The sequence below is a fragment of the Providencia sp. PROV223 genome, assembly GCF_028479245.1.
GTDB lineage: Bacteria > Pseudomonadota > Gammaproteobacteria > Enterobacterales > Enterobacteriaceae > Providencia > Providencia rettgeri.
In genome coordinates, this window is record NZ_JAMPNG010000017.1 from 1 (window position 1) to 25,200 (window position 25,200).

Annotated in this window: 25 protein-coding genes; 11 read left to right on the top strand and 14 right to left on the bottom strand. The window is 37.7% G+C overall.

What is annotated here, in order from left to right:
• Nucleotides 1-994: FKBP-type peptidyl-prolyl cis-trans isomerase (locus tag PR767_RS16645; protein WP_272520636.1), on the top strand; the 994-nt coding region annotated here is incomplete at its 5' end.
• Nucleotides 995-1,196: 202 nt separating this feature from the next.
• Here PR767_RS16645 and PR767_RS16650 read toward each other — a convergent pair.
• The 3 genes from PR767_RS16650 to PR767_RS16660 all read right to left on the bottom strand — a co-directional run bounded on the left by PR767_RS16650 (nucleotide 1,197) and on the right by PR767_RS16660 (nucleotide 3,604).
• Nucleotides 1,197-2,015, bottom strand: a complete 819-nt coding sequence (locus PR767_RS16650) for a helix-turn-helix transcriptional regulator (protein WP_115168261.1) — start codon at nucleotides 2,013-2,015, stop codon at nucleotides 1,197-1,199.
• A 728-nt stretch (nucleotides 2,016-2,743) separates the two neighbouring features.
• Nucleotides 2,744-3,109, bottom strand: coding sequence for a nitrous oxide-stimulated promoter family protein (locus tag PR767_RS16655; RefSeq protein WP_004913005.1), 366 nt, complete (start codon nucleotides 3,107-3,109; stop codon nucleotides 2,744-2,746).
• A 282-nt stretch (nucleotides 3,110-3,391) separates the two neighbouring features.
• Nucleotides 3,392-3,604 carry a DUF465 domain-containing protein gene (locus PR767_RS16660; protein ID WP_004261774.1) on the bottom strand — a complete coding sequence of 71 codons (213 nt, stop codon included), beginning with the start codon at nucleotides 3,602-3,604 and terminating at the stop codon, nucleotides 3,392-3,394.
• Between the two features lie 266 nt (nucleotides 3,605-3,870).
• On the opposite strand from PR767_RS16660, the gene eco reads away from it, so the two are divergent.
• Nucleotides 3,871-4,347, top strand: coding sequence for a serine protease inhibitor ecotin (eco, locus tag PR767_RS16665; RefSeq protein ID WP_004913002.1), 477 nt, complete (start codon nucleotides 3,871-3,873; stop codon nucleotides 4,345-4,347).
• Between the two features lie 48 nt (nucleotides 4,348-4,395).
• Here the strand turns inward: eco and PR767_RS16670 are convergent, their stop codons facing one another.
• Complete coding sequence (locus PR767_RS16670) at nucleotides 4,396-4,833, bottom strand: universal stress protein (protein WP_272520637.1); 438 nt, start codon at nucleotides 4,831-4,833, stop codon at nucleotides 4,396-4,398.
• Between the two features lie 300 nt (nucleotides 4,834-5,133).
• Between PR767_RS16670 and PR767_RS16675 the strand changes: the two genes are divergently transcribed.
• The gene (locus tag PR767_RS16675) at nucleotides 5,134-6,063 is read left to right on the top strand and encodes a cation diffusion facilitator family transporter (RefSeq protein WP_004912996.1); all 930 of its coding nucleotides are present in this window, start codon (nucleotides 5,134-5,136) and stop codon (nucleotides 6,061-6,063) included.
• 234 nt (nucleotides 6,064-6,297) lie between these two features.
• Nucleotides 6,298-7,338, top strand: coding sequence for a galactose-1-epimerase (locus PR767_RS16680; protein WP_117162501.1), 1,041 nt, complete (start codon nucleotides 6,298-6,300; stop codon nucleotides 7,336-7,338).
• A gap of 72 nt (nucleotides 7,339-7,410) precedes the next feature.
• Here the strand turns inward: PR767_RS16680 and PR767_RS16685 are convergent, their stop codons facing one another.
• The 3 genes from PR767_RS16685 to prpB all read right to left on the bottom strand — a co-directional run bounded on the left by PR767_RS16685 (nucleotide 7,411) and on the right by prpB (nucleotide 10,989).
• Nucleotides 7,411-8,865, bottom strand: coding sequence for a bifunctional 2-methylcitrate dehydratase/aconitate hydratase (locus PR767_RS16685; RefSeq protein WP_272520638.1), 1,455 nt, complete (start codon nucleotides 8,863-8,865; stop codon nucleotides 7,411-7,413).
• 11 nt (nucleotides 8,866-8,876) lie between these two features.
• Nucleotides 8,877-10,040, bottom strand: a complete 1,164-nt coding sequence (prpC, locus tag PR767_RS16690) for a bifunctional 2-methylcitrate synthase/citrate synthase (RefSeq protein WP_004912990.1) — start codon at nucleotides 10,038-10,040, stop codon at nucleotides 8,877-8,879.
• A 61-nt stretch (nucleotides 10,041-10,101) separates the two neighbouring features.
• Complete coding sequence (gene prpB, locus PR767_RS16695) at nucleotides 10,102-10,989, bottom strand: methylisocitrate lyase (protein WP_109913305.1); 888 nt, start codon at nucleotides 10,987-10,989, stop codon at nucleotides 10,102-10,104.
• Nucleotides 10,990-11,234: 245 nt separating this feature from the next.
• Between prpB and prpR the strand changes: the two genes are divergently transcribed.
• Both prpR and PR767_RS16705 read left to right on the top strand, forming a co-directional pair.
• Complete coding sequence (gene prpR, locus PR767_RS16700; RefSeq protein WP_272520660.1) at nucleotides 11,235-12,863, top strand: propionate catabolism operon regulatory protein PrpR; 1,629 nt, start codon at nucleotides 11,235-11,237, stop codon at nucleotides 12,861-12,863.
• A 598-nt stretch (nucleotides 12,864-13,461) separates the two neighbouring features.
• Nucleotides 13,462-14,604 carry an MFS transporter gene (locus PR767_RS16705; protein WP_004912983.1) on the top strand — a complete coding sequence of 381 codons (1,143 nt, stop codon included), beginning with the start codon at nucleotides 13,462-13,464 and terminating at the stop codon, nucleotides 14,602-14,604.
• Nucleotides 14,605-14,674: 70 nt separating this feature from the next.
• On the opposite strand, the gene PR767_RS16710 is transcribed toward PR767_RS16705, so the two are convergent.
• Nucleotides 14,675-15,619: an ATP-grasp fold amidoligase family protein gene (locus PR767_RS16710; protein ID WP_272520639.1), complete on the bottom strand. Its 945-nt coding sequence runs from the start codon at nucleotides 15,617-15,619 to the stop codon at nucleotides 14,675-14,677.
• Between the two features lie 373 nt (nucleotides 15,620-15,992).
• Nucleotides 15,993-17,090, bottom strand: coding sequence for a fatty acid desaturase family protein (locus tag PR767_RS16715; RefSeq protein ID WP_272520640.1), 1,098 nt, complete (start codon nucleotides 17,088-17,090; stop codon nucleotides 15,993-15,995).
• A 562-nt stretch (nucleotides 17,091-17,652) separates the two neighbouring features.
• Here PR767_RS16715 and PR767_RS16720 point away from each other — a divergent pair.
• The 5 genes from PR767_RS16720 to fghA all read left to right on the top strand — a co-directional run bounded on the left by PR767_RS16720 (nucleotide 17,653) and on the right by fghA (nucleotide 21,499).
• Nucleotides 17,653-17,979, top strand: coding sequence for a DUF1090 family protein (locus PR767_RS16720; protein WP_109913132.1), 327 nt, complete (start codon nucleotides 17,653-17,655; stop codon nucleotides 17,977-17,979).
• A 185-nt stretch (nucleotides 17,980-18,164) separates the two neighbouring features.
• Complete coding sequence (locus PR767_RS16725) at nucleotides 18,165-19,082, top strand: bestrophin family protein (protein ID WP_004912973.1); 918 nt, start codon at nucleotides 18,165-18,167, stop codon at nucleotides 19,080-19,082.
• 167 nt (nucleotides 19,083-19,249) lie between these two features.
• A complete protein-coding gene (gene frmR, locus PR767_RS16730; protein WP_109913133.1) occupies nucleotides 19,250-19,522 on the top strand; it encodes a formaldehyde-responsive transcriptional repressor FrmR in 273 nt (90 codons plus the stop codon).
• 17 nt (nucleotides 19,523-19,539) lie between these two features.
• Entirely contained in the window at nucleotides 19,540-20,652 is a 1,113-nt protein-coding gene (locus tag PR767_RS16735; protein ID WP_004912967.1) for an S-(hydroxymethyl)glutathione dehydrogenase/class III alcohol dehydrogenase, read from the top strand.
• Nucleotides 20,653-20,662: 10 nt separating this feature from the next.
• Nucleotides 20,663-21,499 carry an S-formylglutathione hydrolase gene (gene fghA, locus PR767_RS16740; RefSeq protein ID WP_109913134.1) on the top strand — a complete coding sequence of 279 codons (837 nt, stop codon included), beginning with the start codon at nucleotides 20,663-20,665 and terminating at the stop codon, nucleotides 21,497-21,499.
• Nucleotides 21,500-21,573: 74 nt separating this feature from the next.
• On the opposite strand, the gene PR767_RS16745 is transcribed toward fghA, so the two are convergent.
• The 5 genes from PR767_RS16745 to PR767_RS16765 form a co-directional block, all read right to left on the bottom strand.
• Nucleotides 21,574-21,795 carry a HEAT repeat domain-containing protein gene (locus PR767_RS16745; RefSeq protein WP_110732091.1) on the bottom strand — a complete coding sequence of 74 codons (222 nt, stop codon included), beginning with the start codon at nucleotides 21,793-21,795 and terminating at the stop codon, nucleotides 21,574-21,576.
• 278 nt (nucleotides 21,796-22,073) lie between these two features.
• Nucleotides 22,074-22,286, bottom strand: coding sequence for a HEAT repeat domain-containing protein (locus PR767_RS16750; RefSeq protein WP_004912957.1), 213 nt, complete (start codon nucleotides 22,284-22,286; stop codon nucleotides 22,074-22,076).
• A gap of 303 nt (nucleotides 22,287-22,589) precedes the next feature.
• Complete coding sequence (locus PR767_RS16755) at nucleotides 22,590-23,378, bottom strand: heme ABC transporter ATP-binding protein (RefSeq protein ID WP_115166902.1); 789 nt, start codon at nucleotides 23,376-23,378, stop codon at nucleotides 22,590-22,592.
• A gap of 2 nt (nucleotides 23,379-23,380) precedes the next feature.
• A complete protein-coding gene (locus PR767_RS16760) occupies nucleotides 23,381-24,382 on the bottom strand; it encodes a FecCD family ABC transporter permease (protein ID WP_272520641.1) in 1,002 nt (333 codons plus the stop codon).
• A complete protein-coding gene (locus PR767_RS16765; protein WP_272520642.1) occupies nucleotides 24,379-25,200 on the bottom strand; it encodes a heme/hemin ABC transporter substrate-binding protein in 822 nt (273 codons plus the stop codon). The genes PR767_RS16760 and PR767_RS16765 overlap by 4 nt, the downstream gene beginning before the upstream one ends.

Below are 25,200 nucleotides of genomic sequence, written 5' to 3' on the forward strand. Positions count from 1 at the left end.
ACAAGCCAACGCAGACCTGTTGAAGTTACAAAAAGATGTTGAAAAACAAACAGCGCTAATAGGGCAAGCAAGTGACAAGCAAGTTAAAGAGCTAACAATAAACTTAAATAAACAGATTGCCCTATTGAAACAGAAAGAATCAGCTTTAGCTAAGTTAGAATCTGAGAAAAAATCAATTAATGATGCTCTTACTGCCCAAGAAAATGAGAAGAGAAAACTTGAGCAGCAAAATCAGCAATTTGTTAAGCAGACTAAGTCTCAAGAAGACAAAATTAACAAACTTGAAAGTGATATAGCGGCTAAAACAAAGAAACAGTCTGAGGTTGAGCAAAAACTGGCAGACACAAATAAGCTTTTTGGTGATTTAAAAACGACTTCTCAGAAAGAATTAGCATTAGCACAAGAGAAATTGAAAAAATTACAAACAGAGTTAGATTCGCGTAAATCCATTTCGAGTGATGAAACTTTAAAATTACAAATTGTGGACTTGAACCGATTGATAACTCAACTACAAGATGAAAATGATGCATTAAAAGCGAGAAGTGGATCAAAAACGAATACAGGTTTGGCTGGACGAGTTCCGCCTAGTAAAGATTTAAAAGCGATCGCTGCAGAAAATGCGAAGAAAAACCAAAAGATTATTGAACAAATTACTGCTCAAAAATACAGTAAGCTCGATAACAACACTTACTATAAGATCATGCAAGCAGGCTCACCGATAAAAGACGTCAAAAATAAAGATGTAACTTTTATTATGAGGGAACAATTGACGGATGGTAAGGTTACAGTATTGTACACCGATCAAAACCCTGTCACATTGCCTTATAGCCAGTTACCAGCTCCATTAAATTCCTTTGTAGAACGAGCAGGGGAAGGGGGCATGGTTAAGGTATATATTAAGCCTGAAGGAGGGTATGGTGTTGAAGGTATACCTGGTGAAGTACCACCAAACTCCATGTCAATTATTGATTTGAAAATAATTAAAGCAAAATAATATAATTTTTGTCTAAGTTTATCTTAAAGGTAATTTGTCACTGAAAAGGCAAATTACCTTTTTTGTGATGTATTAATTTAAAAGGGAGTATAAGAAGTATAAGAAGTTTAGGTGAATACTTAAAAGGGGGAGAGCTGCTTGCCGTTCTGCCAGATTATATTTCTATAACTGACAGGGCATGAGTTTGAATATTACTGAGCGGTTAAGCTGCTATTCTTGACCGACTCGGAGTGTATCCAAATCTTTTTCGATAAGTTTGAGTGAAGTAAGATTGACTTGAAAAACCAGCTTCCATTGAAACTTCAACAATACTCATTGTTGTGTTAATTAATAACTGGTGTGCATACATAATACGTTTTTCACTAATCCAAGAACGTGGTGATGTAGCATAAACGGTATTGAACAGCTCTTTAAAGGTTGTTAACCCCATGCCAAAAGTACGTGCAAACTCACTTAATCTCCACTCCTTAAGATAATTATTTTCCATAAATAATTGCAAACGCTCTACTTGGCGACTACTCAGCTGTCTAAAATTAGATAACAATAAAGCACCTTGTTCACTGTAGCTCAGTAATAATAATAACTCGCTTACTCTGAGTGAGAAGATAACATCAGGGTATTCATTATTGATAAATGCATTTAAGCTTGCTTTAATTTCGTTAATGAGAGGAGAAGAATTAAATTTAATTACATCACATGGTAAGCCTTCACCGCGGTCTATTCCACTTAACTCAGCACCATGATTGGAGATGAAGTTACGTAAAAATTTATCATCTAAAGAAATCCAAAGTAAATCACAATTTGTTGTTTCAGCGAGCTGCAATGAGTAAGCGCCTTGTTTGTGATATAAGATATCACCTTCATTTAAACGTTGAGAGTTAGATGGGGTTTCTAGTAATACTGAGCCTTGCTCTACGATTAAAAGCCCTTTGGTTTCTAAATCGATAATGTGATGAGCTGCGTTACTATTAACTTTTATTTGTTTAATTACGTATTGATTTGGTGAATTTACTACTTGCATGACGATACCTTCATTAATTGTATTTAAATATAACTTCAAAATTAAATGTTCAACAATTTCCACCTGGTGATATAAAGCATGGATGTTATTAGTATGTTTGAAATTATATAAATCGATTAATTTTGTGTCACATTGTAATTCCAAATATAAATAAATGTTTCCAAATATATATTTTTCGATCTTTTTCTGCAAATAGCTCGGTATTTATTGGTTTTAAAATGGTATTTTTTCTGTTTATTCCCATAATTTTAATTAGTTTAGATTAAAATTCTAAATTAATAAAATTAGTCGGTTGTTAATATATTATTGTTTATTACACATAAAATGTGTTTTTTTTCTACTTTCTGCTCACTTATCATTTTTAGTATAGTAATATGAATTTTAGCTATGCTAATGGTGATATTAGAATTCGTTAAAACTATTATTGATTAATTTCATTAATGTAATAATTGATTGCTAACTTAATTTATTTTTTTTTATAATCGTATCGATTGATATTATTTATTAACATGAGGGTAATTGCTGTTAAGATGTGACTTGAGTCTCATTTTTTAGTAGATAGGTTTGAATGATGGCTCTGATAGGTATTTTAAATATATGTTTTGATAAATAGTTTTTTCTTGTTATTACTTTTCTCGCTTATTATTGTTTAATATACCCGTATTTTATTACTTCTCCTTATACTGTATTTTGCTTAAGTAGAGGGTTAGTTTGAGTTATGGTTACGCTTATCGAGGTTCTTGCTTCCGAGCTGTGCGTTTATTTACTTTGGTAGGTAAATCAGGAACAGGTTTACGATCATCAATTAAATGGCGTATAGCGAGTATTGGGTGATGGATTAACATTTTAGGGCCAGCCCAGCGCATAACTAGCTTCATTTGTTCCCGCATTTTGGGTTGGTAACAATGGATTGGACATTGTTTACATGCTGGTTTTTCTTCCCCATACCGGCATTTTTCTAGCCTATTAACGGCATAGGAAAATAATTTTTGATAAAAATCAGGAGATTCTAGTGGCGCAGGGTAGGCTTTTTCATAGATTTTTATCATTTTTTCAATCGTTTTAATTTCACGATGAATGCGTTTGCCAACCATAGAAAGTCCTTAGAGAATTAAAACATATATTTAATATACAATTTTAAGAGGCGAATGGTTAGCTAATGATGATTTATTCGTGTTTTTATTGATAGAGCTCAATTAAATGGTGAATTTTCGACGCAATAAAAAGAGGGTAAAAAATTACCCTCTTATATTAGTGTGAAAAACCACTTAGCTAAGACTAAATGAATCAATATAATATCGTCATTTTTAGAATGTTAGCTAAGTTTGTGATTTTCGTTATGTGAGATAAATACCAGATATTATTATCGTGATAAGCTATTGACTCGAGAGCATTATCTTTTGCATTTCATCTTTAAGATGTAATTTTTCTTTTTTTAGCTTAGCGACATGCTCATTGTAACCAGCTCCAGAAGGACCTTCTAATTTACTGATTTCTTTGTCGAGTTGATGGTGTTTTTCATAAAGAGTCTGAAAACGGGGATGTGTAGAGATTAATTTTGAAACTAAATCTTGATCTGCTGATAACATACTACCTCCTCAGAATGTATTAAGCCTCAGATTCAGTATAAACATTGCGTACATTTTGTACATCCAAATAGCTTGTAATTTACATAATTTTTATTAGTTTTATGATCTTTCTACTAGAATTAAGTCGTATTACATTGCTTTACCTGAGTTATCTCTATTTTTGTAATTAAGAATCATCTATAGTGATAATTACGACGTAAATGACTTAATATGTATAAAAGTCTGGTTTTAAAAATTAGTTTTATGTTCTTAAATAGGAATAAATAATGAAAAAAGCGATTTTATCTGTAATGGCAGCGGCACTAATTTCATCTTGTGCAGTAGCAACGGAAGATTTGGAAAAGATCGCGCCATATCCAAAAGCTGAATCGGGTATGACTCGTCATGTAATTGAATTAACCAAGCAACAAAATGAAAATGACTTTATGGTTGAGTTAGTTATTGGAAAAACGATCAAAGCAGATTGTAACCGCCAATGGTTTATGGGTGACCTAGACAAAAAGACATTAGAAGGTTGGGGTTATGATTATTATAAACTCGACGAAGTAAAAGGCCCTGCGTCTACCATGATGGGATGTTCTGAGCCGGCAAAAGACCGTTTTGTGACAACTCAGTTAGGTGATGATGCATTTGTGCGTTATAACAGCAAGCTACCAATTGTGGTTTACGCTCCAAAAGATATGCAAGTGAAATATCGCATCTGGTCTACAGACGATAAATTAATTGATTCAGTTAATAAATAAATATTCAAGAAAATGCCGCATTTAGCGGCATTTTTTATAGCAATTAATTTAGCGAATAACAAATACAGATGATTTCGCATGGCGCACAATAGCGGATGCTGTGGAGCCTAATAGGTAGGTTGAAGTGCTTGGGTGATGAGAGCCAACAACTATTAGGTCGGCACCAATTTCTTGCGCATAATCCAAAATTTCGTCTTTGGCGGAACCAATACCAACTTTGCAGTTAATACGTTCATCAGCAACTTTGATATCTTTAATGACCTCTTCTAATGCACGCATTGCGAGAACTGAGCGTTCTGCAGAATCTTTATTGCTTTCTGGTAAGGCGGCAATTTCAATACCAAAAAATAATTCAAGACTTGGAATAACGGATAGAAAATGAATTTCGGCTGAGCTTAGTTGCGCTAGTGCCTCAACGTGTTTGATGATCTCTTGGTTCAACTCATCTTCTAACAAATCAATAGGAACTAGGATTTTTTTATACATAGCGACCTCATTTTCGTGTTATTTGAAATTAATTACAAAGGCTTATCTTCAATATATCATAAGTTAAATGGAAAGTAATAAATGCTATAACGTGCGCATTTATCGCTTAGAGTTAAGGTAAATATAATTAATTATTTGAAAATAAAGGATAATTATTGTTGAGTCACCCTTTGTTTACAATTATTAGTGAGACTTTTAACAGGAACTATGCGATTATTGATTTTAAATATCATTAACCAATTGATTTAAAAGGTTTATTTGAATGATAATTATTTTGTTTTTCATTAAAGAATACATCATATGAATATGAATAATGCCTCGCCCAAGAAAAAAAGTGAGCTCGAGCTACAGCAAATAAAATTTAATGCAGCGAAGAAAAGTACACTCATCAGTGTCGTTGTTAATACACTCTTATCCATTTGGCAGATAATTATTGGTGTTATTTCACATTCTTCAGGGCTAGTTGCTGATGGTATCCATACCTTGTCTGATTTAATTGCTGATTTTGTCGTATTAATCGCGAATAAAAAAAGCCATAAAAAACCTGATGAAGATCACCCCTATGGCCATTTTCGTTATGAAAATGGTGCCTCATTAATATTAGGAATAATTTTATTAATTGTTGGTGTGGGGATGGTTTGGTCTGCTATTGAAAAGTTACTCAACCCAGATTTAATTCCTGAAGTACATACCATAGCTTTGGTCGCTGCACTGATCGCTTTAGTGGCAAAAGAAGGTTTATTTAGATATATGCTGCATGTTGCTAACAAAGTGAATTCGAGTATGTTAGTTGCAAATGCTTGGCATGCACGCTCTGATGCCGCTTCTTCATTAGTTGTTGCCATCGGTATTATTGGGAGTTTATGCGGTTTACGTATTTTTGACCCGATTGCTGCCCTCATTGTCGGGACTTTTGTTTTTCGCATGGGGTTCAAATTTACGAATCAATCGATGCAAGACTTAATGGATAAAGGCGCGAATGAGGAAACTTTGCAGGAAATTCGTTCTGTTTTAGATAATATAAGTGAGTTATCGGGATATCATGATTTAAAAACACGTAAGTCGGGTGATTTTTTATTAGTAGATGTGCATCTAGAACTTGATGGAAATATGAGTATTACTGTTGGCCATGAGATTGCGGTAAATGTACGTAACAAGTTGATGGAAAACCCATTAATTTTAGATGTTATGACTCACCTTGACCCTTATGATAAAGATGTTAAGCATTAATCATACGTTTATTTTATTTTTCGATAAGAACCGAGCTTTAAAGTGGCTCGGTTTTTTATTGCAAGCTATTATATAAAAATGACTTATTAATTATTGCACCCAGTTGATAACAAGGCGAAAATTAATACGTTGTTTCATAATGGCACAATATAGTATTTGTTCAAAGTATAGGGAACATGTAGCAAACTCTACAAATTTGTACTCTATAGTGATTATTGAATGATTGAGGAAAAAATGCGGTTAACTCAAGAACAATGTCAGACATTTCGCGCTCCAAAAGTAATTGCCCTTACGAATCAAAATGGTATGAAGGTTATTCTCAGTAGCTTAGGAGCTAGTTGGCTTAGCTGTATACTTCCGTTAACAACAGGAAAGCGAGATGTTGTTTTGGGTTCACCCAATATGGCGAAACAGATGGAGCAAGGGGTATATCTTGGTTCGATAGTAGGGCGAGTAGCTAACCGTATAAATAACTCTCAATTTACGCTAAATAAGCAACATTATCAGGTAACGGGTAACCAAGGAGTACATTGCCTTCATGGTGGAAAACATAATTTTAGTCACCGTATATGGGGTATTTTTCAACCAACTCCACAGAAAGCTATTTTTTCTTTGGCGTCTCCTGCTGGCGAACAAGGTTTTCCGAGCCAGTTAGACGTTGAAGTGAGTTATGAACTTACAGAAGATAATCAAGTGGTTATCCATCATAACTACCAAGCTACCGAGGCTTGCCCTGTTAACCTTGCGAATCACATCTATTTTAACTTAGCAGGAGAGGATTCGGTTAGAACGGCTTTAGAGCATGATTTATATATTGATGCAGACCAATATTTGCCAACAGATATGGACGGTATTCCAACGGGGGAATGGCATAATGTTGCAGAAACAAATTTTGATTTTCGCCAAAGTAAGCGAATTGGCCGGGATTTTTTACAAGATGATGTGCAGCGTCGTGTTGGGGGCTATGACCATACGTTTATATTAAACAACGCATTAACTGATGGTGAGCAGACAGTCGCAATCCTCAGCGCACCAAGTGGTGATGTGTGCCTCAATATCGCCACTACACAGCCTGCATTACATGTGTACAGTGGAAATAATCTGTTTGCAACGTCAGGGAAAACCCGAACGTATGTCCCTTATTCAGGGGTAGTGATGGCTACTCAGTTTCCAACAGACGCCATTAATCATTCGGAGTGGGGCACGCGATACAGCTCGATTGCTCTTTCTCAACAAGTGTATCGAAGCCAAACTCGTTACCAATTTATTTTCTAATCTAGCTGGTGAATATTCAGCGCCTCTATATTAAGGCGCTGAATTGAATTACTGGTTAATAATTATTTAGACTTAAATAACAAACAAATCCAGATATTCATTGACGGGCATTTTTTCTAGCATGGGTTTATCGAGAGAGGCTTTTAGAATTCGAATTTGTTGGGCTTCTGGGAATTGCCTTGCTAAATTAATTCTAAATTTATTCAATAACAATGGCATACCCTCTTTGCGGCGGCGTTTGTGACCAACTGGGTATTCGATAACAACTTCATCAAGCACTTGCCCATCTTTCAATGTGATGGTTAACCCGTTGCTAATCGAACGTTTTTCAGGATCATGATAATCTCGAGTAAACTGTGCATCTTCGGTGCAATACATTTTTGCACGTAATGCATCAATACGCGCATCTTTGGCAATATTGTCTTCATAATCAGCTGCGGTTAAACGACCAAAAATTAATGGGATAGCAACCATATATTGGATGCAATGATCTCTATCTGCCGGGTTATTTAATGGGCCTTTTTTATCAATAATACGAATACAAGCCTCATGGGTACGAATGGCAATAGACTCAATATCTTGTGCCGATTTCCCTAATTTCTCAAGGGTTTGATAGAGTTGTAAAGCTGCTTCTACCGCTGTTTGGGAATGAAACTCAGCAGGGAAAGAAATCTTAAACAACACATTTTCCATGACATATGAGCCATAAGGGCGTTGAAAACGCAGTGGTAGTCCATTAAATAAAACATCGTTGAAGCCCCATGTTTTCGCGGTTAGCGCCGTTGGGTAGCCCATTTCTCCTTTTTGAGCCATTAAAGCCAACCGAACTGCACGGGATGTGGCATCACCGGCTGCCCATGATTTACGGGACCCTGTATTGGGGCTATGGCGGTAGGTACGTAAGCTGTGCCCATCAATCCATGCTTGGGAAACGGCATTGAGAATTTGATCTCTTTCCAGCCCTAATAAATGTGCAACAACCGCAGTTGAGGCTACTTTAACTAAAATGACATGATCAAGGCCAACTTGGTTAAAGGCGTTTTCTAACGCAATACAACCTTGAATTTCATGCGCTTTAATTAATGCAGTCAAAACATCTCTAATGACTAGTGGCGCTTTGCCTTTAGCAATGTTTTCACGTGAAAGCCAGTCAGCCGTCGCCAAAATACCGCCAAGGTTATCTGATGGATGGCCCCATTCGGCAGCAAGCCAAGTGTCATTAAAATCGAGCCAGCGGCACATGGTACCAAGATTAAAAGCGCCTTGCACAGGATCTAATTGAAATTGTGTGCCTGGGATTTTTGCTCCATTTGGTACAATTGTTCCTGGCACAATAGGTCCTAATAATTTTTTACATGCGGGGTATTCAAGGGATTCCATACCGCAACCCAGCGTGTCGAGCAGGCAATGATAAGCTGTATCATAGGCGAGGTCAGAAATAATCGGGTAATCCATTACATAATCAACAATATCGCTGATCACTTTATCAAATTCAATTTGTTGCGAACGCACGGTTTGTGTTGTCATTAGGTTACCTTTTAACGCTGTTCTATAGGAGTAAATAATTGATTTTCAGGCCCAATGTAGTTGGCTGAAGGACGAATAATTTTATTATCTTGTCGTTGTTCAATAATATGGGCTGACCAGCCAGCGGTACGCGCCATAACAAATAACGGGGTAAACATAGCGGTGGGGATGCCCATCAGGTGATAAGCCACAGCCGAAAACCAATCTAGGTTGGGAAACATGTTTTTCTCACGTTTCATCACGGACTCAATGCGATCCGCAACGGTATAAAGATGCCGGTTTAAACTTTGCTCTGATAACTGTAAAGCAACAGATTTGATAATGGGATGGCGAGGGTCTGCGAGGGTATAAACTGGATGGCCAAAACCAATGATAACCTCACTATTTTTAATGCGTGCGGTAATATCGTGTTCCGCTTCGTCCATCGAGGCATAACGTTGCTGAATTTCTAAAGAAACTTCATTTGCACCGCCATGTTTTGGTCCACGCAGCGCGGCAATTGCCCCTGTCATCGCTGAGTAAAAATCCGTACCTGTCCCAGCAATAACCCTTGCTGCAAATGTGGATGCGTTAAATTCATGTTCCGCATATAAAATTGCCGTAATATGCATGAATTTTTCCCATTGAGCAGGAGGTTTTTTACCGTGTAATAGGTGTAAGAAATGCGCACCAATCGAATCATCATCTGTTTGGGTTTCAATACGCCGTCCATGGTGGCTAAAGTGGTACCAGTACAACAATATCGACCCTAATGACGCTAATAAGCGATCAGCGATATCTCTAGCACCAGAAAAAGGGTGCGATTCTTTTTCTGGTAAAACACAGCCCATCATTGATACGCCTGTGCGCATGACATCCATCGGGTGTGCGTTAGCGGGTATTGATTCTAACGTCTGTTTAACGCTTGCCGGTAACCCTCGAAGGGATTGCAGTTTTTCTTTGTATGCAACGAGTTCAGTTGCCGTAGGGAGCCTTTCATGGATGAGCAAATGTGCGATTTCTTCAAATTCACATTGTGTTGCCAAGTCGTGAATATCAAACCCGCGATAATGCAGGTCATTACCATTACGCCCAACGGTACAAAGGGCCGTGTTTCCGGCTGCTACACCAGAAAGTGCAACTGATTTTTTAGGTTTAAATTGAGGAGTTTCAGTGTGGTTAAGTTGTTCATTCATCATTTATTCCTTGTAGGGGACTGAGGTAATGCAACTTTCGGTAATAATAAGTAATTAAAAATTAATATTTTTTCTGTGAAAATAATGCATCCAGTTTTTGCTCATAATCGTAATAATGAATACTCTGATACAGCTCTTCTCGAGTTTGCATTAGCGGAATGACACTTTTTTGCGTGCCTTCTTTACGTAATGTTGTATAAACCTGTTCAGCCGCTTTGTTCATGGCGCGAAATGCAGAAAGTGGATATAGTGCGATGGCAATGCCAACACTGCGTAATTCATCAAGAGTAAACAGTGGGGTTTGGCCAAATTCAGTTAAATTGGCCAGTACGGGAGCAGAGGTGTTATTTGTAAATTTTTGATACATAGAGAGTTCTGTAATAGCTTCTGGGAAAAGCATGTCCGCGCCTGCGTCTAAGTAAGCTTGTGCACGTTCCAGTGCGGCATCAATGCCTTCTACCGCTAATGCATCAGTTCGAGCCATAATCACAAAACTGTCATCGGTTCGTGCATCAACAGCTGCTTTGATGCGGTCGACCATTTCTTGTGTCGAAACAATTTCTTTATTAGGGCGGTGGCCACAACGTTTGGCACCCACTTGGTCTTCAATATGTAACCCTGCTGCACCTGCTTTACAAAAGGATTTCACGGTACGGGCAACGTTAAAAGCGGAAGGGCCAAAGCCAATATCGGCGTCAACCATTAGTGGTAAGTCACAGACGTCGGTAATGCGTCGAATATCAATTAAAACATCATCTAACGTTGAAATACCTAAGTCAGGCATACCTAATGATCCTGCGGCTACGCCACCCCCAGATAAATAAATAGCTTTATAGCCAGCTTGTTTTGCAAGGAGTGCGTGGTTGGCATTGATCGTTCCAACAAGCTGCAATGGCGACTCTTGCTTGATAGCCTCGCGAAATTTGTGTCCTGCACTAAATGATGACATAGCGGCCTCATAAAATGTTAATCAGTTGTAATGAGATTAGGGTAACAATAGTCATATAGCAATTGGCGTGCCAACCTTGAATTAAGAGGTGTGGGAATATAAATGTATTAAAAATCAATTGGATATTGATTTTTCTGGTTTGTGATAGAAAAAACAAAGTTAAAATAATCAGTTGGAATGTTTCAATGAAACAATATATTGTTAAGTGAAACGGAAATGAAACACGATGAGAAGGTATGGCGATGATGGATAAACCGATTATTTGGACGGTTTCAGTGTCCCGGTTATTTACACTGTTTCGAGATATCAGCCCAGAATTTAGTGAACAAGCGGAAATCACACCACTTAATCTTGGTTTTGAACAGGCGGTAGAGGCCGTTCGTCAACGATTACAGGAAGGGCATTGTGACGCCATTATTAGTGCGGGTTCAAATGGTGCTTATTTAAAAAGTCATGTTTCAGTTCCCATTATTAACGTAAAAATCAGTGGGTTCGATGTTATGCAGGCATTAACCAAAGCCCGGGAGATTAGCGATAAAATTGGGATTATTAATTATAAAAAACCGCTTTCGTCATTAGATGAATTTCAGCAGCGTTTTGGTTTGCAAATTGAACAGCGTAGCTATGTTACCGCAGAGGATGCGAGAGCTCAGCTTAAAGCACTGAAAGCTTTGGGGATCTCCGTTGTGGTGGGCGCTGGGTTAATCATGGACTTAGCAGATGAAATGGGGATGACAGGGGTTTTTGTTTATTCCACACAAACCATACGGCAAGCATTTTCAGATGCTATCGAATTAAGCCTGATGTCGAGGCGTGAAAACCATTCGCAAGACAAATATCTCCCCCCTAATCCTGCAAAAGTTCGTTATACCATTAATGATCTGATTGGTTCGTCATTACAGATGGAGCGTGTTAGGCAAACCATTATGTTATATGCACGCTCTGATGCAACGGTATTGGTTCAAGGTGCGAGTGGAACAGGGAAAGAGATGGTGGCACAAGCCATTCATCACGAATATACCTTATTTAATCAACATAAGCGAAGTAAACAACAAATGCCTTTTGTGGCCGTAAACTGCGGAGCAATACCTGAAACATTATTAGAAGCCGAATTATTTGGCTATGAAGAAGGCGCCTTTACGGGGTCTCGCCGCGGTGGCCGAGCAGGCTTATTTGAACTGGCGAATGGGGGAACACTGTTTTTAGATGAAATTGGTGAAATGCCTATTGCATTACAAACAAAGTTATTACGAGTGCTCGAAGAGCGTTCGGTAGTGCGAGTTGGTGGGTATAAACCGTTACAAGTCAATGTTCGGGTCATTTGTGCAACCCACTGTGATTTAGACGGTTGGGTAAAAGAAGGGCGCTTTCGAGCTGATCTATTTTATCGGCTCGGGGTACTAAGAATGCGAGTACCAGCGCTCAATGAACGTGGCGATGATATTTTTGTATTAGCGGAGCGGCTGCTTAAATTAGCCTTTGCAGGATTAAGATTGCCTTTACCTTCCTTTCGTGTACAGCAACTAATTGTATGTAAAGAATTTTTTCTTGAGTATTCATGGCCCGGCAATGTTCGAGAACTCAGAAACTTAATGGAGCGAGTCGCGCTGTATTGCAGTGCTTACCCAGAAAAAGCGATCACAACACAAATGTTAATAAGTTTATCTCCAGAAAGGCAGGGTAGCGAACACAAGGACGTCGTAATAAAAGATAAATCACATGAACCATTAGAAGACGTAATGGCAAGATTTAATGGGGATCGTAAAGCGGTGGGCGCGTATTTAGGAATTAGTAGGACTACGTTATGGCGCCGACTTTCCTCCCATTCCTCCAGACCGAATTCTCGTATTGCACTAAGGAAGAGTAAGAATTAGTATTTTTATGCATTCCTCTAATTCGATTTATAGTGTTTTCACTAAATTTTAATGAATCTCTATTAATTTTTAAATAAAAAGAAAAAATAAGGGAATAACAAACAAAAAAGTGAAATAAATTGTTTTAGTAAATTGAGCAAGGCAAATTTGCTTTATCAATCAGCTTATGCAGCAGGAGAAAACAATAAATAATTTTTTTTGTGATTAAGCACTTTTTAGGCTCCTTATATTTAGTTTAAGTTGTATCTAAAAGTAACAGAGGTGGTTTTGCATGTTGTTTTTATAACTAACTGTTATTTAAGTAATTGGTTTCTTTTTCTTGCCGTTTTTGAACAGGGTTTACCTACAAAAAAAACGTGATTTTTCTCACATAAATTATTTTGTTAGTCACCATTAGATTTTCTCATTTTAACTTCGTGATTGAACGTTCTATATTGCGCTCAAATTAGTCTTATCTTTGTTTTTTTACTACTGCACTAATCGCCGAAATGTGTTCTTTTTTGGGAACACAATGTTGTCGTATTCTACGATGTAGTTGCAGCGCATATTATTTATTTTGTTAGTTGGAGAGTGGGGCGTGAATCAGTCCACTACTATCATGCGCAAACGCGACAATGCATTCGTTCCTGTTGCAGGGTTAACGATTTTTGCTATTGCATCGGGTTATTTAATGAGCTTAATCCCATTATCGATGGGAAGCTTTGGTATTGATACGCAATATGCCGGCTGGTTAGCGAGCGCGTATTATATTGGTTTATTAATTGGCTCAATGTTAATTGAACCTATTATTGCCAAAATAGGCCATCGTCTTGCGTTTATTGGTTTTTTATTGATGCTTGCCGCGACAGTTATCGTACTGCCATGGACGCCAACCATTGAAGCTTGGTTGCCGAACCGCTTAATTGCAGGGGTTGCGGTGGCGGGTATTTTTGTGGTTGTCGAGTCTTGGTTATTGATTGGCGATAATCCGAAAGAGCGTGCTAAACGTTTAAGTTTTTATATGACGTCATTGTATGGCGGAACAACACTTGGCCAGCTTGCTATTGGTGTTATTGGAACCCATGGTGCTTATCCATTTATGGTGGTATTAGGGTTATTATTATTAGCGGTAATGCCACCGTTATTAGTGCGCCAAGGTCAGCCAGAAAGTGGTTCTCATCAGAAACTCTCATTGAAAAAAATTGCTCGTTTAAGTAAACCTGCAATTATTGGCTGTATGGTTTCTGGTATTACTATGGGAACTATTTATGGGCTAATGCCGTTATCATTGAAAAAAGACCAATTCACCACTGACCAAGTCGGTGTGTTGATGGCTTCAATTATTCTTGGTGGGATGTTAATACAGCCAGTTGTTAGTAAATTATCTATCTTAATGAGTAAAACCTTGTTGCTTGCAATGGTTTCATTATTAGGTGTTTTTGCGATGGGTGTTATTTATATTTCGAGTGATTATTTGGTGATGATCGTTGCTTTAGCGTTACTTGGTATGTCAACTTTTGCCTTATACCCGGTAGCGATAACATTGGCGTGTGATAGCCTAGATTCCTCCTACATTGTGGCAGCAACTCAGGTGATGCTATTTAGTTACAGTATCGGTTCAGCGATGGGGCCTATCGCCGCTGGGACATTTTTAGGCCAACATAATGGTTTAGTGAATTTTTTCTTTATTGTGCTGTTAGTAACTGCAATTTATATGTTAATTGCCAGCTTACGTCGCAAAGCCAGTGTGTTAGCAAATTAATTTTATCAATAAATAAAACCAATAAATAAAAGGCTCTGTAAATTATCTCAGAGCCTTTTTTGTATTCTAATTATTTCTTTTTATTCACGGTTGAAGGTGCCAGTTGTGCTTCAATGGGGGAATGCCTAGTGTTACGTACAATACGTTGTTCCCAAAGCTCCCCTAATTTGAAATCCCATGACAGCGGTGATATTTCTGTTCTACCTGCATTTGGAGCGAAAGTGAGTTCGCTGAAATACAACGTATTTTCATCAGACATCAAAAAATCAGCTCGGCAATAATCAAAAGGAGTGACGAGTATTTCTGCTAACCGTAACATCTCTTTGAATAATGGTGGTTCAGATACGGGTTCTAGCATGTTTGGATAACCAAAAGTCACGGGTTGTAACTGCCAGTTGATATCATAAATATTAATAAATTCATTACCAAATTCGTCGGTATAGTCAATTTCTGCATAGACAGGCTTACCGGAAAAACAATGAACCCGGCATGTTTCTGGTACTAACTTCCGGTTTTTATTAGCGAATAAATCAATATATTCTTCACACATAATTTGTGCGGGAATAGTTTTATAATGACGCTCTCGAGTAATATAGTAAAGATTTTTAGTTAAATGAAAATCCAATTTGTTTTTAGCTTTTAGCCAATTAAATTGTGCTTTGTTTCGACAAATAATACTACTGCCACTGTCGTGATTACATTTTAAAACAAAACGCTCTGGCAGTTTGCTTATATCAATTCCATCGACATTTTTATAAGTATCAATGATAGGAACTAAATATTCATTTCCTATTGTACGTGAGATATATTCCCTTACCGTAAGTTTATCTGCAAATTGTGAATATAATGGGTTTTTATCTTGCAACATTCTAAAATTCACTTTCTCATTAAAGCTTTTTGGGGCTTTAAAGTCAGGGCGGTAATTGAGTTTTTTAGTAAATTTATTAGTGAGATATGTTTTGTCACTCATAATGAGTGTACGTAATTTTTTTATAAAATACTCTGCTTTTTTCATGCGAGCGCCAACCATTCTAAAATTGTAGTGTGTAAATGAAATCTAATTTTTATTTGATTATATTTTTTATAACTTAAATAAAACATCAATAAATGTAACGGTCAATTTAATAATTTCTTAATAAATAAATAGTAAACAAAAGATAAATAAAGGTCATTTTGTTAATAATAGCCGGGTATCTGTATGCTTTTATATCAATAATTAAATCAATCGTTTTAATTATTCGTCATTAATAATAAGGGTATTGCCTATTTAAAGTGTAACATAGGCAAGAAAGATAGACCTTAAGGGTTTATTTAGATAATGACCTCTAAACAAATGGATTTAGAGATGGCATTTTAGAAAGTTGTTATTTTTTAAATTACTAAAATTGTTATTGCAGTGGCGGTTGTCCCATTTGTTTTAAAAATCGTATTTGAGCTGCAACGAGTTGTTTGTAATCAATACAACGGTATGGCATATCGTACTGTTGGGCCAATTTGGCTAAGATGAGTGCTAGAGCAGGGTAATGGCGATGGTGCCAATGAGGGAAAAGATGATGTGTAAGGTGGTAATTTAATCCCCCAGTTAAGCGCCATAAAAAATGGGGGGTTGGTAGCCAGTCACAAGCCGTGACAAAATTATGGTGGTACCAGCCATGCGTGATTTGTTTATCTTCAGGTGCAGTAAAAAACTGTGTCTCTGCCCAATGTGTTCCTAATAATAAATAAATTACAAAAATGGAAGCAACCATTTGGCTCAACAAGTATGTGATAAATATTGCAGTTAAGCTGGTCCCATGATGGTGAGCCACTATTACTGGGATACCAAGCATCAATATTAAGTGTCCTATCTTGCTACCTAAAAATAACCCCCAACCTAGTTTACCTTCTAAAACTTTCTGTGTTTTTAAGCGTGTTTTCCCCGTTCGATCAGACCAATCAAACACCAGAGCTATCCATGTGAGTGACAATGATGCGACGAAAGGCCAATAAATATGTTGATATTTCATAAAAGGTCGCCAACGCTGAAAGGGTGTTTGGCGGAATATGCCATTTTCTTCAGTGTCTAAATCATAATGTTCGATATTGGCATAATGGTGGTGATAATGAACGTGGCGTGTGCGCCAAAATTCCGGTTCTAATCCTAAGGGTAATGTAACTAAACGCCCAAATAACCGATTTTTCCAGCCGGATTTAAATAAGGTATTATGGCAGGCGTCATGTTGGCCAATCACATTTAATAGCATGATGAGTAAGACAAATACAAAATAGGACAATATGTAAACTGTGGTAGATATTGTAATGAGAATTGGAAGATAACTCAGAATAGCAACAATAAACAAGACGCCAATTGCAGCAAGGTCAGCTAGGCTGGCATACACGTGATCGTGCTTAGTTTGCAGATATTCCTGACTTACTTGTTTTAATGCGGTATGAAATTGTTGTTCGTTAGCATTGGCGAACTTGAGTTCGAATTCGATGTGATGCATGCGATTCTCATTTGAGGTTATCTTTATTATATTCAAAGAGTATATCTTTACTCAGTAAACCGTCGTAAACAAATATGAAAGGTGGTAGGAGTTTCGGTTTATTCTGAATCAGATATCATCGAGAATAATCAGTTTCAACAATTTAAGTGAGCATTTTTGAGGAGAATAGATAGAAACTAATATTAATATTAACAGAGAATAAACGATTAAATATGAGATATGGATTAATTAAATTGATATGTTGTTTTATGAAGCATTTAGTAATAATACGTATTGTTTACCTACTGAGGTACGGAAACTAGCTACATCCTTGTAGAATAATCCTTTAATATTAAAGTATCAGGGAAAAATGTGTCTGTCTGTAATAAATCATGTAAAAAAAACATTTTAACTTAATACTTATCATTAATAATAAATGATTGTTATCATTTTAGGTGGATTTATTTTAATTACTCGTTATATTTGTTTAACCTAAGCTAAATTAGGAGCTTACCTATATTAATAATGTGCCAAAATGATGAAATAGCCACAGGTAAATTATTTTTTGAATTAGGAATGTGACATGAAAAAAATACTGTTAATAATTTTATCAACACTGATTATTCCAGTATCCGCTCAAGCAGGCTATAAATATTATGGTTGTGATAAAAAAATCTATCAATTAGAAAAACAGCTAAAATATGCCAAAATGCACGGTAATCGAAATAGAGTCATGGGGTTAGAGCGTGCTATTTCAAATGTACAAAATAACTGCTACGACCATTATTCCGGAGCCACAGGCCCAACTAAATTAAATCATCGATATAGTTTTACTGAAACGGATCATTTAGAGCAGCAGATAGAAGCGTTACAAGATGAAATTGAGCGTTTAAAAGCCGCAAAAAACTAGCTTAATAATTAATATTAAAATCAAATATTATTTATAAACGAAAACCGTGTTGGATGAATTTAGCGCTATTGCTACTTGTCATCATTATTGTGATATTCACTTTAATTGTTGTTTGGCTATAGCGCATTGAATTAATCAATGAAATAATAAGTTAATGTCGTTTTCTTAATTCAATATGTCTTCTTATGGTTATTCGTCCTCATCAGCACTGGTTTTTTCGGTTATTCGACTGGCATGGTTCTGTACTGTCAAAAATAACATTTCGGCTTTCTCTAAATATAATGATATCTATCGTAGCAGTACTCAGTTTTCAATGGTACGAACGATTAGGTATACACTTAACAATTGCCCCTTTTAGCTTACTGGGGATTGCTATCGCAATCTTCCTCGGTTTTCGTAATAATGCCTGTTACAGCCGTTTGATTGAGGCGCGAACGCTTTGGGCTTCGTTATTAATTAATCAAAGAAATATTTTAAGGAATATTAAAGGGTTATTACCTAATGACCAATTAGCTCAAAAGGAGTTTGCGAATCTGTTGATTGCTTTTGGTTGGAGCCTTAAACACGAACTAAGAAAAACCAGTCCAATCATTGACTTGTACCGGTTATTACCTCGAAATATTTTTGATGAGGTTATCCGAAGTCCGTTTCCCACTAGCCGAATATTGTTGCAGATTGGCCTAAAGGTGGGGGAATTACGTGATAAAAAAGTCATCAGCGATGTACTCTTTCAAGCCATTAATAAAGATATTAATGCATTATCGGACGTACTTGGCGGCTGTGAACGTATTTCGAATACGCCGATCCCGTTTGCGTATACGTTAATTTTACAGCGAACAGTCTATCTATTTTGTTCGTTACTTCCTTTTGCATTAGTCGTAGACCTACATTTTATGACGCCATTTGTTTCTGTTTTTATTTCTTATACCTTCCTAGCGTGGGATGCATTAGCAGAAGAACTCGAAGATCCTTTTGGGATTGCTGCAAATGATTTACCGCTTAATGCTATTTGTAATAGTATTGAACGTAATGCATTGGATATGTTAGATATTCAACCACTTCCCCCTCAGTATCAGCCAGATAAATACTTTAACTTGTTGTAGCGTTAATCTATTTCTTATTGAAGACAGTAGAACGTGATATTCACGTTTTACTGTTTAACCTTTATACCTAATATTATTTTGTATTTTGGGCCATAAAAATAAGCAATTCTGTACAGATAAGCCTATAGATACTATACTCCCCCTATGTATATTAAAGAGGCTTAAATATGCCACATTCCCCAAAGGAAAAAAAAGCAGTCCTTACTCGGGTTAGAAAGCTGAAAGGGCAATTGTTTGCCTTGGAGTCGGCCTTGGAGGATGAAGTTGAATGTGCTGCCATTTTACAACAAATTGCTGCTATTCGCGGTGCAGTTAATGGTTTGATGGCAGGGGTATTAGAAAGTCATTTACGAGAAGGGCTTCAAGAGTCTGCGACAACACAGTTGCAAAAAGACTCAGTAGACGATGCTATCTCATTAATTCGTACCTATTTGCGGTAAATAAAGAAGGAATAACGATGAAATCACGTGCAGCAGTCGCATTTGGCCCAGGTGAGCCATTAAAAATTGTCGAAATTGATGTCATGCCACCAAAAGCTGGGGAAGTATTAGTTAAAATTAGCCATACAGGTGTTTGTCATACTGATGCTTTTACATTGTCAGGAGATGACCCAGAAGGTTTGTTTCCTGTGGTATTAGGGCATGAAGGCGCAGGTGTTGTTGTCGAAGTCGGTGAAGGTGTTACCAGTGTTAGTGTGGGTGACCATGTCATTCCACTTTATACGGCAGAATGTGGGAAATGTGTTTTTTGCGAATCAGGTAAAACAAACTTATGCGTCTCTGTCAGAGAAACACAAGGTAAAGGTGTGATGCCAGATGGAACAACACGTTTTTCTTATAATGGCCAGCCAGTTTATCATTACATGGGCTGTTCAACATTCAGTGAATATACCGTTGTTGCCGAAGTCTCTTTGGCAAAAATTAACCCTCAAGCTAACCATGAAGAAGTTTGTTTATTAGGTTGTGGTGTGACAACCGGTATTGGCGCGGTACATAATACAGCTAAAGTGCAAGAAGGTGACTCAGTTGCTGTTTTTGGGCTCGGTGGTATTGGTCTGGCAGTTATTCAAGGGGCAAGGCAAGCAAAGGCTGGCCGCATTATTGCTATCGATACTAACCCCTCTAAGTTTGAATTAGCACGTCAATTTGGTGCGACAGAGTGTTTGAACCCTAATGATTTTGACAAGCCGATTCAACAGGTTCTGATTGAGAAAACCCAGTGGGGTGTTGACCATACCTTTGAATGTATTGGTAATGTGAATGTCATGCGTGCCGCACTTGAAAGTGCACATCGCGGATGGGGCCAATCGATTATCATTGGTGTCGCAGGAGCAGGGCAAGAGATTTCAACTCGTCCATTCCAATTAGTGACAGGGCGTTCATGGCGCGGTACGGCATTTGGTGGTGTGAAAGGCCGTAGCCAATTGCCAAAAATGGTTGAAGATGCCATGAAGGGGGATATTGAACTGTCTCCCTTTGTGACGCACACATTGCCATTAGACAGTATTAATGACGCATTTGATTTAATGCATGAAGGTAAATCAATCCGCACCGTTATTCACTATGATTAAGGAGTCTTTGATGGAGAGAATTGAACGCCATGCGTGTTTTGGGGGCTGGCAGGATGTTTATCAACATCAATCCACTGTGCTAGGCTGTGAAATGAAGTTCGCAGCCTATCTACCGCCACAAGCGAAAACAGTCGCCTGCCCAGTGATTTATTGGTTATCAGGGTTAACCTGTAATGAGCAAAATTTTATCACTAAGGCGGGAGCCCAACAATTTGCGGCAAAATATGGCGTAATTCTTATTGCACCGGATACCAGCCCTCGCGGTACTGAAGTCGCTGATGACGAGGCCTATGATTTAGGGCAAGGTGCAGGTTTTTATGTGAATGCGCAGCAAGCTCCGTGGCGTAATCATTACAAAATGTATGATTATATTGTGTCTGAGCTACCTGATTTAGTTGAAACACATTTACCTGTATCTGAAAAACGCGCTATTTTTGGCCATTCTATGGGTGGGCACGGGGCTTTAATGATTGGCCTACGTAATACAGGTCGATATTGTAGTTTATCTGCATTTTCTCCGATTGTTGCTCCAACTCAGGTTCCTTGGGGGCAAAAAGCGTTTATGGCTTATTTGGGGGAAGATACGGTTAGTTGGTCTCAATATGACACCGTTGAATTGCTCGAAAAGGCTGAGGCTATTCCACCTATTTTAGTGGATGTCGGTACTGCGGATCCTTTTTACCAAGAGCAACTGAAACCGGAGTTATTTGCGGATATTTGTGATAAAAAACAATTTGAATATTGTTTGAATCTACGTGATGGCTATGATCACAGTTACTACTTTATTAGTAGTTTCATTGGTGAACATATTGCATTTCATGCACGATATTTAAGCGATAATAATTAAATATCATAATAAAGTGAGACCGCTAATGGGTTTCACTTTACTATTTCCATTATTTTATCGTAATAATGCTCAAGTCACCATTCGACCACCTCATTGGAGAGCTTGCTGATTGCTTTAATCGCGCTGATTGCGACATCTTTATTTGGGTCATTACATAATTCAAGTAGGCGGTTAATCGTAATATGTTGTTTCAGTCGTATCTTACAGTCACCTAAAGCGGATATAGCGGCTATTTTTACATCATCATTTTTTCTTTTTGTTAAATCAAGTAATGTATTTATGACTTTGTTATCCATTTATTATCCTGCTAATAGGTATTAATAAATGAATTAAAACTCATTTATTTATTAATAGGTTAATTTCAATGTTTAAAATGCTACTAGAAGGAGGTGTTTATTGATATCAAAAAACACAACTAATTTGAGTGTAGTGTGGCTGAGCTAGCGTATGAATAGGTAGTAGATATTATTACCTATTCATATTTAGTGACTAGAGAGATCGAGAAAGTTAAATAAGTTTAATTAATAAGTTTTAATTTCAAGAAGCGTATTGATAAAAAGATATTGTTTGTATATTAAAAATGGTCGGAGAGTTTACTTAGCGCTTTTATTGCAGACACTGCGACATCTTTATTTGGGTCTTTACAGAGTTCAAGTAAGCGGTTGATTGCATTTTGTTGTTCAACGGTTACTTTATAATCTCCTAAGGCAGAAATAGCTGCAATTTTAACATCATCATTTCCACGATGCGTTAACTCAATTAATGTTTCAATAATATTGTTTTCCATGTAAACCCTTTGAAATACCTGCGCGATGCTTAGGTATTCTAAGTGAAATTACTTGAGATTTATTTTTGAAATTTACGGGTTTATTAACGGATTATATAGATTTTACACTTTTTTGGGCTAATAACTATTTTATTAACTGAAGTGCATCAAGAGAGTAAATACTATTGATGTAAAAACTAACACTATTAAAAGTTATTGATAACATATTAAAATCGGTATGATTTAATAATTCTTTATTAAGATAAGAATATTAAAGTACTTTACCCTTAAAGTGAGTTGAATAAAGTACTTTTTAGATCTTAGTTAGTGGCGTAAATAAACGTGAGGTGTGTTATTTTCTGGGTGTTGAGTAACTCCTAGGTCAGCTTGATACCATTGAGTTAAATTTTCAGTTGTTAAAACTTCAATAGGGGAACCTTGAGCAACAAGCTTTCCATCATGAATTAATAACACTTTATCTGCATACAGAGCGGTTAAGTTAAGGTCATGCAATACACAGCAAACACCTAATGGTCGTTGACGCGTCAGTTGATGAAGTAACCTCAAGCTATGCTGTTGGTGATATAAATCAAGTGCTGAAGTGGGTTCATCAAGAAACAAACAAGCGGGTTGAGCTGTCGGTTGCCATAATTGTGCTAATACTCGCGCTAATTGAACGCGTTGTTGCTCCCCCCCTGAAAGTTGGCGGTAATCCCGTTGCCGTAGTGATTGGCAACTGGTCTGTGTTAACGCCTCATCAATGGCGGTATTTTTATATTCAGAACCGTAGGGGGTTCTCCCCATAGCAACAACATCTTCAACAGTAAAAGCAAATTGTAAGTGGCTATGTTGCTTCATGACGGCACGTTTTTGAGCTAATTCGTTATGATCCCAGTCACTCATCGCTCGGCCTTCAATAAAGCACGTACCATGAGTTGGGGTGTTATAGCCAGTTAGTAATTTTAATAGGCTGGATTTCCCTGCGCCATTTGGCCCAATGATCGCGACAAATTCCCCTTGATCAATGGATAAACTCACATTATCTATCAGTGTCTTTTCACTGATTTTATAAGATAAATTTTGTGCTTCTAACAAGAACGGTTTGGTTTGCATATTTAGATCCTCCCTGCAGGCTGCCGTAAAATTAGCCATAAGAAGTAAGGGCCACCAATCAAGCCTGTCAGCAAGCCAACAGGAATTTCAGCAGGCGCAACCGCAGTTCTCGCTACAGTATCAGCAATCAGTAATAACCCCGCCCCTACGATAGCGGACCCAGGGATTAGCCAACGATGATCTGGGCCGAGTGTCATACGAATAAGGTGCGGAACGACGAGACCCACAAAACCAATAACCCCGCTCATCGCAACAGCACAACCGACTAACATGGCACTGAGGAATAATAAAATAAATTTGGTTCGTTCAACATTAAGCCCAAGGTAATGTGCATCTTCATCCCCTAATTGCAGAATATTGAGCTTATTTCCCTGCATTAGGCAGATAACACAAATAGGAAGAATAACTGAAGCGGCAATGGCCAGTGACGTCCAGTCAACATTACCGAGTGTGCCCATCATCCATAAACTAAATGTTCTTAGCTGTTGATCATTGCTGATATAACTAAGAACACCGATGAATGACATGCACAGTGCATTGATTGCGATGCCCGCGAGAAGTAATTTTGCGAGGTTGCCATTTGATGAACGATTTAAGCTAAAAATAATAAAAGAAACGGTTAGGCTACCAATAAAAGCAGCGGCAACATGGCCATAACCTTGCATCACAGTCGGTAATGAAACAGAGAAAACGATAAATGCAGCAACGGATAAAGCTGCACCACTACTGATACCGAGTAAGCTAGGGTCGGCAAGTGGATTACGAAATAACCCTTGCATAATGGCACCAGATACTGCCAAGGCAAGGCCAACTAAGATGGCAATTAACACTCGAGGAAGGCGAATATTCAGCCATATCTGCCAATCCGAGTCTGTGGCAGAAGCCTGCCACAGTGCTTTTAATGAAAAGTTCATTGCGCCTGCATTCGACGCGATGAGAACTAAACCACCAAGTGCTAACAATAAAACGATAATCACCAAAAATGGGTTTTTAAAGCGACTCATTGGGATTTTTCTAATGCCTCACGTAGTTGTTGCATGACTTTAGGCGTACCTAAACTGAAGGTGAGCATACCGACATCATCAACAACCAAAAGCGCTTTATTTTTTCCTGCGGGGGTCATTGACATTCCTTGTAAGTTCCACACTTTTTCTATTCCGCCTAATGATTTAACCCCTTCCTGAGTAAAAATGATTAAATCAGGCTGGCTTGATAGCAAACCCTCTTGGGATAAAGGACGGTAACTGTCGAAGCTGCTCATGGCATTTTTTGCACCGACTGCGTTAATCACGCTATCTGCTGCAGTGTGCTTTCCTGCGGCTAATGGTAGAACGCCGCCATGGCTCATAATGAACAGGACTTTTTTATCGATAGGTGCCGTATTTATTTGGCTAAGTTGTTGGTTAAATTGATTAACCAATTGTTTTCCTTGCTCTGTTTTACCAACCACATTAGCGATAGTGGTAATTTTTTCTGGAATGGCTTCTAAACTGGGTTTCCCTGTCACCTTAATAATTTTTACGCCACTTTTTTCGATTTGCGAGAGAGCCATTGAGGGTTTAGCTAACTCACTCGCAAGTACTAAAGTCGGACGCATTGACAACACGCCTTCCGCATTAAGCATACGCATATAGCCCACGTCAGGGAGCTTGGTCGCTTGCTCAGGATGAAGACTGGTGCTGTCACGGGCAACGAGCTGTTCTTGTGCTCCGAGTGCATACACAATTTCAGTCACATCACCACCTAAGGTGACGATACGTTCTGCTGCATAAGAACTAACAGAGATAAACAGCGTTGATAAGATTAGAAGCCATTGTTTCAT

What these genes read in the sequence shown, in the direction of transcription:
- PR767_RS16670 (WP_272520637.1), bottom strand. Translation starts at nt 4,833, where the DNA reads ATGTATAAAAAAATCCTAGTTCCTATTGATTTGTTAGAAGATGAGTTG.
- PR767_RS16750 (WP_004912957.1), bottom strand. Translation starts at nt 22,286, where the DNA reads ATGGAAAACAATATTATTGAAACATTAATTGAGTTAACGCATCGTGGA.
- PR767_RS16765 (WP_272520642.1), bottom strand. Translation starts at nt 25,200, where the DNA reads ATGAAACAATGGCTTCTAATCTTATCAACGCTGTTTATCTCTGTTAGT.
- prpB (WP_109913305.1), bottom strand. Translation starts at nt 10,989, where the DNA reads ATGTCATCATTTAGTGCAGGACACAAATTTCGCGAGGCTATCAAGCAA.
- PR767_RS16660 (WP_004261774.1), bottom strand. Translation starts at nt 3,604, where the DNA reads ATGTTATCAGCAGATCAAGATTTAGTTTCAAAATTAATCTCTACACAT.
- PR767_RS16725 (WP_004912973.1), top strand. Translation starts at nt 18,165, where the DNA reads ATGGTTATTCGTCCTCATCAGCACTGGTTTTTTCGGTTATTCGACTGG.
- PR767_RS16685 (WP_272520638.1), bottom strand. Translation starts at nt 8,865, where the DNA reads ATGACAACACAAACCGTGCGTTCGCAACAAATTGAATTTGATAAAGTG.
- PR767_RS16720 (WP_109913132.1), top strand. Translation starts at nt 17,653, where the DNA reads ATGAAAAAAATACTGTTAATAATTTTATCAACACTGATTATTCCAGTA.
- prpR (WP_272520660.1), top strand. Translation starts at nt 11,235, where the DNA reads ATGGATAAACCGATTATTTGGACGGTTTCAGTGTCCCGGTTATTTACA.
- PR767_RS16705 (WP_004912983.1), top strand. Translation starts at nt 13,462, where the DNA reads ATGCGCAAACGCGACAATGCATTCGTTCCTGTTGCAGGGTTAACGATT.
- PR767_RS16755 (WP_115166902.1), bottom strand. Translation starts at nt 23,378, where the DNA reads ATGCAAACCAAACCGTTCTTGTTAGAAGCACAAAATTTATCTTATAAA.
- PR767_RS16715 (WP_272520640.1), bottom strand. Translation starts at nt 17,090, where the DNA reads ATGCATCACATCGAATTCGAACTCAAGTTCGCCAATGCTAACGAACAA.
- PR767_RS16650 (WP_115168261.1), bottom strand. Translation starts at nt 2,015, where the DNA reads ATGCAAGTAGTAAATTCACCAAATCAATACGTAATTAAACAAATAAAA.
- PR767_RS16745 (WP_110732091.1), bottom strand. Translation starts at nt 21,795, where the DNA reads ATGGATAACAAAGTCATAAATACATTACTTGATTTAACAAAAAGAAAA.
- PR767_RS16675 (WP_004912996.1), top strand. Translation starts at nt 5,134, where the DNA reads ATGAATATGAATAATGCCTCGCCCAAGAAAAAAAGTGAGCTCGAGCTA.
- frmR (WP_109913133.1), top strand. Translation starts at nt 19,250, where the DNA reads ATGCCACATTCCCCAAAGGAAAAAAAAGCAGTCCTTACTCGGGTTAGA.
- fghA (WP_109913134.1), top strand. Translation starts at nt 20,663, where the DNA reads ATGGAGAGAATTGAACGCCATGCGTGTTTTGGGGGCTGGCAGGATGTT.
- prpC (WP_004912990.1), bottom strand. Translation starts at nt 10,040, where the DNA reads ATGAATGAACAACTTAACCACACTGAAACTCCTCAATTTAAACCTAAA.
- PR767_RS16735 (WP_004912967.1), top strand. Translation starts at nt 19,540, where the DNA reads ATGAAATCACGTGCAGCAGTCGCATTTGGCCCAGGTGAGCCATTAAAA.
- PR767_RS16760 (WP_272520641.1), bottom strand. Translation starts at nt 24,382, where the DNA reads ATGAGTCGCTTTAAAAACCCATTTTTGGTGATTATCGTTTTATTGTTA.
- PR767_RS16710 (WP_272520639.1), bottom strand. Translation starts at nt 15,619, where the DNA reads ATGAAAAAAGCAGAGTATTTTATAAAAAAATTACGTACACTCATTATG.
- PR767_RS16680 (WP_117162501.1), top strand. Translation starts at nt 6,298, where the DNA reads ATGCGGTTAACTCAAGAACAATGTCAGACATTTCGCGCTCCAAAAGTA.
- PR767_RS16655 (WP_004913005.1), bottom strand. Translation starts at nt 3,109, where the DNA reads ATGGTTGGCAAACGCATTCATCGTGAAATTAAAACGATTGAAAAAATG.
- eco (WP_004913002.1), top strand. Translation starts at nt 3,871, where the DNA reads ATGAAAAAAGCGATTTTATCTGTAATGGCAGCGGCACTAATTTCATCT.